Source organism: Alteromonas sp. CH_MED4-4, from assembly GCF_037029575.1.
Classification (GTDB): domain Bacteria; phylum Pseudomonadota; class Gammaproteobacteria; order Enterobacterales; family Alteromonadaceae; genus Alteromonas; species Alteromonas macleodii.
The window spans coordinates 1-7,745 of the sequence record NZ_JAYMEU010000055.1 but is presented as its reverse complement, the minus strand read 5'-3'; the positions used below and the strand labels follow the sequence as shown (position 1 = coordinate 7,745).

The 7,745-nt window shown below is 54.1% G+C and carries 6 protein-coding genes; 4 read left to right on the top strand and 2 right to left on the bottom strand.

The annotated features are described in order from the left end of the window. The coding region (locus WA381_RS20650) for a Tn3 family transposase (RefSeq protein WP_336146765.1) at window positions 1-2,815 on the bottom strand (2,815 nt) is incomplete at its 3' end. Window positions 2,816-2,984: 169 nt separating this feature from the next. On the opposite strand from WA381_RS20650, the gene WA381_RS20645 reads away from it, so the two are divergent. The 3 genes from WA381_RS20645 to WA381_RS20635 all read left to right on the top strand — a co-directional run bounded on the left by WA381_RS20645 (window position 2,985) and on the right by WA381_RS20635 (window position 6,335). Beyond that, window positions 2,985-3,914: a chromate resistance protein ChrB domain-containing protein gene (locus WA381_RS20645; protein ID WP_049589047.1), complete on the top strand. Its 930-nt coding sequence runs from the start codon at window positions 2,985-2,987 to the stop codon at window positions 3,912-3,914. Window positions 3,915-3,916: 2 nt separating this feature from the next. Beyond that, on the top strand, window positions 3,917-5,374 hold the full coding sequence (gene chrA / locus WA381_RS20640; protein ID WP_049589048.1) for a chromate efflux transporter: 1,458 nt from the start codon (window positions 3,917-3,919) through the stop codon (window positions 5,372-5,374). 118 nt (window positions 5,375-5,492) lie between these two features. Beyond that, entirely contained in the window at window positions 5,493-6,335 is an 843-nt protein-coding gene (locus WA381_RS20635; RefSeq protein ID WP_197044410.1) for a DUF1259 domain-containing protein, read from the top strand. 29 nt (window positions 6,336-6,364) lie between these two features. Here the strand turns inward: WA381_RS20635 and WA381_RS20630 are convergent, their stop codons facing one another. Beyond that, window positions 6,365-7,372 (bottom strand): tyrosine-type recombinase/integrase, encoded by a 1,008-nt coding sequence (locus tag WA381_RS20630; RefSeq protein WP_049589050.1) that lies wholly within the window; start codon window positions 7,370-7,372, stop codon window positions 6,365-6,367. Between the two features lie 150 nt (window positions 7,373-7,522). Between WA381_RS20630 and WA381_RS20625 the strand changes: the two genes are divergently transcribed. Then, window positions 7,523-7,745: DNA-binding protein (locus tag WA381_RS20625; protein ID WP_336182972.1), on the top strand; the 223-nt coding region annotated here is incomplete at its 3' end.

The following is a 7,745-nucleotide window of genomic DNA, read 5'->3' as shown; positions in this document are numbered from 1 at the left end:
GCTCCACAATGTCGCTTATCTTGATGGTGTTCCAGTACAGAATGGCATTGGACACAAAGCTGAGACTACTGGCCTTGTTCATGATTTCTTCATAGTCGCCTGTGGTGAATTCACCCTGATCCGCAAAGAATATCCAGCGCGGCAGTTTATGTCGGTATTCCCCTTTATTCAGTTGCCGTTGGACGGTTTGACGGAGTTCTTTGTCAGTCAGGTACCGCAGAATGTATTCGGTCTTGATAATCCGCCCCAAGTTCGTAAAGGCTTTGGTGAGGCGATCCGAAGGTGAACTATTGGTTAATCGTTGGACGATGACGTGTGCTGGCGCAGTTTTCTGCTTCAGTGAAATCGCCACTCGCATCATATATTCCCACTGTTCCTCAATGATGGCCAGATCGGCTGTTTTGGTGAGTAAATGGTTGAGGTCGCCGTAATCGACGGTTTTGTCAATACGGTAAAGCTGCTGATCTTTGAGATCCCGAATGCGCGGCATAAAGTAGAATCCGAGCAAATGACAGAGTGCGAAGACGATTTCGGTATAGCCATGTGTATCGGTGGTGTGCTCCCGGATTTTCAGAATCGTGTTGTTTTCCAGCAGGCCGTCCAAAACATACAGCGCTTCACGCGGGCTACAGGAAATAATCTTGGTGCTGAACACTGAATATTGATCGGAAACGTGGGTGTAGATCCCGATGGCTTTTTCATAATAACCGTAGTAGCGGGGATAGTAAGAAGCCAACAGGCTGTCGGCGCGGATTTTAAAGCGTTGCGCATCCGATGAGGACAATGTACCGGTGCCGTGCACCGCACTCAACGGCAGCTCATGGTGTTGATTCACAATTTCAGCACTGGCGTTGATCAGGGTTTCCTCTCGAATATAGTATTGCAGGATATGCCGGAGCATATCGACGGTCACACCTTTAACGCTATTGCTCATGGATACGACACCCAGGTTGGTGGCCTGCGAAATAATGGCGGCCATCAGGCTTTTGTAAAAGGCTTTGGGGCGCGATTGATGGTGCTGGATAGGGACAAAATGACGGCTGTAATGTGTCATTTGATCTACTTCCATCAGAAGCTGTTCGATACGTATGCTGGGCATATGTGCATCGATCACTTTTTGCAGTTGGTTGACTTTATCCGGGACCTCGAGCTTGTCATCACGTTTGAGTTTCAATCGGCCGTTTTGAATTTCCGCGAAGTTGTCCAGGCCGAACAGCTTTTTCGCTTCAGAGACTGATTCGTGGAACTGCGTTGAAATGGCGGCTCGAACTTCGTGCGGTGGAGGCTGTTGAAGTTCGGTATAGACAGCCTGTCTGGTTTCATCCCAACTGGGTTCATTTAAGGTGAGATCCCAGAACGAAACATGCTGCTTACTCTGCGGCAAGTACAAATCGCCGGAACGCAAGGCGTCTTTCATAGCGAGAGCCAATCCCATTTCCCAAACGTTGCGATTGATGTTACCGGCTTGATCTTTAAGGGTGCGGCGTAGTTCGCGGGGAATGAATGCTGTCGGTGTGTTCTCGGGTAGCTTTTTCAGGTCGCCATCATCCAATTTCCGGACGAACTCAATAGCTTTTATCAGCGGCCCGGAACCTTTAGCCACTTCAAATGGTAACCGGATAAAGTCGGCAAAATATTTTCGTAAACTGGGATAACGGGCCAGCAACAAATCGCAGTAGCCGCGTTCCTCCAGGCGTTTAAAAATGTGCAGGTCGTCAATGGATGCCAGCAGATGTTTCTCGTCAATGCGTTGCCACAAGTCCTTCTTGTACAATGGCTGTTCATCCGGCCATTCCAGCAAAACATGCGTGGTTTCAAGCACAGCATCGATGGCTTTCTTTTGGCGCTTGCGAAACTCCTTGTGTTTTTTGTCGTGGCTGTTTTTGGTTTGCCGGCATAGCTCTGTCATGTACTGATCATGCATTTTGACCAGATGATCCAACAGGATCTTGCGGGATTCCAACAGGAAGCAAATCATCAATGCATAGCGCTTATGGTCCTTGAAGCGCTTCATGTCCTTAGCGCTGTAACGCTTGGTCAGTCGGTACAGGTAGTTAAGAAAAGCGGTATCAATGACCTTTTCTTCGAACTCATTAATGCCGGTGGACACCAGATTGTCATAGCGTTCCAAATAGCGTTTCAGTGATGATATTTTCGCACCCGGCGGGTACTCTTTGAGTTGGTTGAAGTAGGTTCGTTGATTGCCGTCGGTGGCTTGCAACAAATCGTCAATGGCATCGCGTAATTCCGGCGACATCTGATCAAACACTTGCTCAAAAAGCTGAGCGTGTACCTGGTTACATATGCGGATGATCTGTCTTTCGATCGTCGTGGGGCCAGGTAAAACAATACGTTTCAACAGAAGGTGGCGTTCTGCCCGGTGAAAAAGTTCATCCGGAAGCAGTCCCTGTTGGGCATGTTCTTCAATCCAGCGGTCCAGATCTGCTTCCACTTTGTCGTCAAACCGATGAAAGCCCAGGTACTTGAGGATATTGTTCCGGTGTTCCAACACCGTGGCTTCTCTTTCGGGCACTTCCACCGTTAGCGTAGGAGGAAGATCGAGTTGACTACTCAGGTAGCTGATCACTCGTGGCGAAAGATCATGGAGCTGGTTTAGAAACCGGCCATAGAGGCGCATGGCACACAGTTGGATGGCAAATCCCAGGCGATATTGCTTGCGATACTTGTTGACGACCTCGCAATCACGACGGCTTAGCGTCCAATCGCGAACCATTTCCTCATCGGAGAATCGTTGCGGCAATATTAACGGTTGGTACCGCTGCTGATCGGTTAAGAACTGCTCTTTGGCTGTCATAGGACCTCACTTGGCTCCGGTCACGCCAACTGCGCTATAGCGCTGTTTTTATTGATGGATGCGGTATTTAAAGGTGCATCACCGCCTTTAAAGGCAATCGCTCTTGCCCAGGGGTTATTCGGTTTAAAAATGTGTAGAGTTTATAACATATATGTACTAAGATCTACGCATGTCCTGGATACTGCTGATACTTTCACTCCCCACTGAAAACGCCACCGTGCGCATGCGGGCATGGCGCGCCATCAAAGCCCTGGGGGCCGTTTCGCTGCGTGATGGCGTCTATCTACTGCCAGCCATCTCTGATCATGCCGAAAAGCTAGAGGCAATTGCCCAGGATGTCCGTGATAGTGGCGGGACCGCCCATGTACTGCACGCTAATGATCCTGAAACCGAAGCGTTCCCCCCGCTATTCGATCGCTCGGAAGACTATGAGTCGCTGGACTCGGCGATGGCGGACCTGCGGGCAAAGCTCTTGCCGGAAACCGCCATGGAGGTCATGAAGGAAACACGCAAACTGCGCAAAAGCTTCACGCGACTGTCAGCCATCGATTTTTTCCCCGGTGCCGCGCGGGATCGAATCGATACGGCTCTGAAACAGCTGGAAAGCGATGCCAACCGGGTCTTGTCTCCCGATGAGCCGCAGCCCGAACCTCGCACAATCCGCCGTCTTGATCGAGCCGATTATCAAGGCAGGCTCTGGGCGACGCGGCGTCGGCCGTGGGTGGACCGTTTGGCCAGTGCCTGGCTGATTGGCCGCTTCATCGATCCATCCGCACGCTTTTTATGGCTGGCCTCGCCGGACGACTGCCCGGATGAGGCGCTGGGGTTCGATTTCGATGGGGCGACCTTTACTCACGTGGAAGAAAAAGTCACTTTCGAAACGCTGCTGGCGAGCTTCGACCTGGATTCACCCGCGCTACTCCGGCTTGGAAAACTCGTGCACTACCTCGATGTGGGGGGACATCAGCCGCCGGAGGCCGCCGGGGTCGAGTGTGTATTGATAGGGCTGCGCGAAACCCATAGCGATGATGATCAATTATTACAAGCTGCCAATCAGGTTTTCGACAGCCTGTTGGTCACTTACGGTAAGGAACAATAACCATGCACGAACCGTCAACTTCATCTGTACCGCCAAGCAGCGGGTCCAATCAAATCACCAGGGATGCGACCGCTGGTAACCTCAATGCATTCGGCCATCACATCACCTTCGGGGAGGCCGTGCGTGTCTGGTTGCGGGTCGCCATCCTGAGCTTTGGCGGTCCCGCCGGCCAGATCGCGGTGATGCACCGTATTCTGGTGGATGAAAAGCAATGGGTCAGTGAGAGCCGCTTCCTGCACGCGCTGAATTACTGCATGGTGCTGCCCGGACCTGAAGCCCAGCAACTGGCCACCTATATCGGCTGGCTGCTGCATGGCATCAAGGGTGGACTGGTTGCGGGCGCCCTGTTCGTGCTGCCGGGCTTTCTCAGCATTCTGGTGCTCAGTCTGCTCTACGCTGGATTTCAGGAAGCGTCACTGGTGCAGGCCCTGTTTTTCGGTATCAAGGCGGCCGTGCTGGCGATCGTGATCCAGGCGGTGATCCGCATCGGCAAGCGCGTCCTCAAGAACGCCTACATGTACGCATTGGCGGTCGCCGCTTTCGTGGCGATCTTCTTCTTTGCCGTGCCTTTCCCGATCGTAATCGTTACCGCCGGATTGATCGGTCTGCTGGGTCGGCATGTCGATCCGGAACGCTTTGTGGTCATCAAGGGGCACGATACCCCCGAGGACGCCGGGCGTGCGATTGATGCCATGATGGAGGGCGGCGCGGCAAGCCATACCCGGGCGTCACGGGGGCGGGCACTCAAGGTGCTCGCCGTCTGGCTGCCGCTGTGGTTTGCGCCACTTGTCGCCCTGCTTGTGACCTTGGGCTATGAGGATGTGTTCACCCAGATTGGGCTTTTCTTCAGCAAACTGGCGGTTGTCACCTTCGGTGGCGCCTATTCGGTGCTGGCCTACATGGCCCAGGAGGCGGTACAAAACTATGGATGGCTGGCACCGGGGGAAATGCTGGATGGTCTGGGTATGGCGGAAACTACACCCGGCCCGCTGATCCAAGTGGTGCAATTCGTGGGCTTTATGGGGGCCTTCCGGGCTCCGGGAACGCTCGACCCCTTCACAGCAGGCATCTTGGCATCGGTTTTAGCCACCTGGGTCACCTTCGTTCCCTGCTTTTTGTGGATCTTCCTGGGCGCGCCGTATGTGGAAACACTGCGCGGCAACCAGGCGGTGAGCGCGGCGCTGTCGGCGGTCACGGCGGCCGTGGTGGGCGTGATGCTGAATCTCGCCATCTGGTTCGCGGTGCACGTCGCCTTTAACGAGGTTGAAACTGTACGGGCCTATGGTATGCTACTGCTGATACCCGCCTGGGGCAGCATCCACATTGTCAGCGTCGCGCTGGCCGCGGGCGCCTTTATCGCTATGTTGCGCTTTAAGGTGGGCATGTTGCCGATGATTTTAGTCAGCGCACTGCTGGGTATTGTGTACCATCTGTTATTTGCAGGCGTCCCGGCGGCGTAACCCCCCAATACAGCCAAAAATGTTTCACAGCAACAAAAAAAGAGGAATAGCCATGACAATGTCTCCGCTTCGAGCATTCATTCTAATGTGCGCTTTATTCATTCAAGCATCCATAACAATGGCCGACGATTCCGGCCGCCTCGATGATAAGGCCATTGGCCAGGCGGCTGGCACCCAGGCAACGGCCAAACCTGATGGCGTGGTGCGTATCGGCTGGAAGCGCGACGACGTGCCCGTCACCGTTGACGGTATGAAGTTCCCGCCGCCGGCGGGCCTCGGGAGTTGGGCCGCGTTCAAGGCCTTGCCGGAGGGTGGTGTTATGGTGATGGGGGATACGGTGGTGTTTGAGGATGAAATCACCCCGGCCATGGACGCCGCCTTTGCCCACGGCCTGGACATCACCGCGCTGCACAACCATTTCGTGTTCGACCGTCCGCCGGTTTACTTTATGCACATCGGCGGCCATGGACGAAACGCCGAGTCACTCGCCGAAGGCGTCAAGGCCATGTGGGATGCCATTAAACAAGTGCGTAAAAAGCATCCCGTACCGCAAGAACGATTTCCGGGTGATGTGCCCGATATCACCGGCAAATACAACACCAAGACGTTGGAAAAGATTCTGGATGCCGAGGGCAGCCTTAACGGGCAGGTGCTGAAATTCACGTTCGGGCGCAGCGCCAGAATGCACGGTGTGGAATTTGGCGCATCCATGGGCCTGTCCACCTGGGCCGCCTTCTCCGGGAATGAGAAGCAGGCGGTCGTCGATGGGGATTTTGCCATGACCGCGGACGAGATCCAGCCGGTGATGCGGACGCTGCGTCAGGCGGGCATCCACATCGTGGCGCTGCACAACCATATGACCGGTGAAACGCCTTCCTACTATTTCCTGCATTATTGGGGCAAGGGCAAGCCCGAGGATCTGGCGAAAGCGATACGGGCAGCGCTGGAGACGCAAAGATGAATTGAGAGTGGGATTCGTGATTTGACGGGTTATACGGGGTCGATCAGCGTGACCAACTTTTCCATCAATATCAGCGAGGCATTATTCGAAAGTTGCTGGCCTTCTTCGATGTACTCCCAGACCGTTGCATCGCTTTTCCAGCCGCCTTGTTTCTTGATCAGCTCGAAGTCTACCCGTTCTCGAGCCGCCGAAGTGGAGAGGCCGCGGCGAAAACTGTGACTGCTCAACTCGGGCACGAAGTCGAACTGACAGGCCTTGCCCAGGGTTTTGAGCAAGTCATTAATTGCCCCTGGGTTCAGAGGCCTGGGCGTCACCTGATCCCAGCGGTTAACCGGCCTAAAGAGCGGGCCGCTATCAATCTCAGCGCTATCCATCCAGGCCTTGATTGCTGTAGCCGGACAACAACCTGGTGTACCGAAAGGTAAGGCGCGGGCCAGCCCTGTCGCCTGTTGATCCGTTTTGGAGCGCGGCAACCGGATGATCAGGCCTTCCGGCTCCCAATTCAGATCACTGATTTGAATGGCCACCAGTTCGCTGCGACGAAAAGCGCCGAAAAAGCCGGTCAACACCAGGGCGATATCCCTATGCTTCTTTTTGCTATCCGGCAAACACCGCAGGTAATCCACCATTTGTGCGATGTGTTCCAGGCGTAGGGCCTTGGCCTTGCGTTTGGGTTGGCCATGAGTGCGACGAATGCCTTCCATGGTTTTCCGCACCAGGGGATCGCGCACCGGATCAGTGACGCCTTGGTAATGGTGCCACTGGCTAATGGCGGTGAGGTGGAGATCTAACGTCCGGGCGTTGAGCGATTCGGCCCTGGCGAGCAGATAGCGCACCACCGTATCTCGGTCAGTCGGCAACCGGCCACCCCATTTCTCAAATTGGCGAATGGCGGATCGGTAGGCCTTGCGGGTGTTATCGGAGGTGGCCGCCTGGAGGTAGTGCCGCAGTGACTCGGATTCCCGATGAGCAATCTGGTTCGATTCCTCATTACGTAATGCTAAGTCGGTGGCCATTTTGGGTGGTTTGGTGTTCATGAATTGGATTCCTATCGGTGTCACCAGAAAGGCGGCTATGTACCGGCGTTACAAGCAGAAGATTTTCAGCTTAATACCATAGCCAACGATAACCTTGATTATCGAAGGTTAAAAATTGAAACTCAAGAAACTTTGATAAGCATAAATATAATGTTATATTACGTGTTACATAATACGTTACTAAATAGTTTGAGAGGAAATCTCCCTATGGCACGCGCCGGAGTCACTTTCCACGATGTCGCCAAAGCCGCCGAAGCCATCAAAACCCAAGGCCAGGAGCCTACGGTGGATCGAGTGCGGGAACATATGGGCACCGGCAGCAAAAGCACCATCGCGCCGCTGCTCAAGCGTTGGCGATCAGACAACGGAGAGG

Bases quoted from the DNA above. Each gene is read 5' to 3' on its own strand.
- WA381_RS20645 (WP_049589047.1), top strand. From the start codon at position 2,985: ATGTCCTGGATACTGCTGATACTTTCACTCCCCACTGAAAACGCCACC.
- WA381_RS20630 (WP_049589050.1), bottom strand. From the start codon at position 7,372: ATGAACACCAAACCACCCAAAATGGCCACCGACTTAGCATTACGTAAT.
- WA381_RS20635 (WP_197044410.1), top strand. From the start codon at position 5,493: ATGGCCGACGATTCCGGCCGCCTCGATGATAAGGCCATTGGCCAGGCG.
- chrA (WP_049589048.1), top strand. From the start codon at position 3,917: ATGCACGAACCGTCAACTTCATCTGTACCGCCAAGCAGCGGGTCCAAT.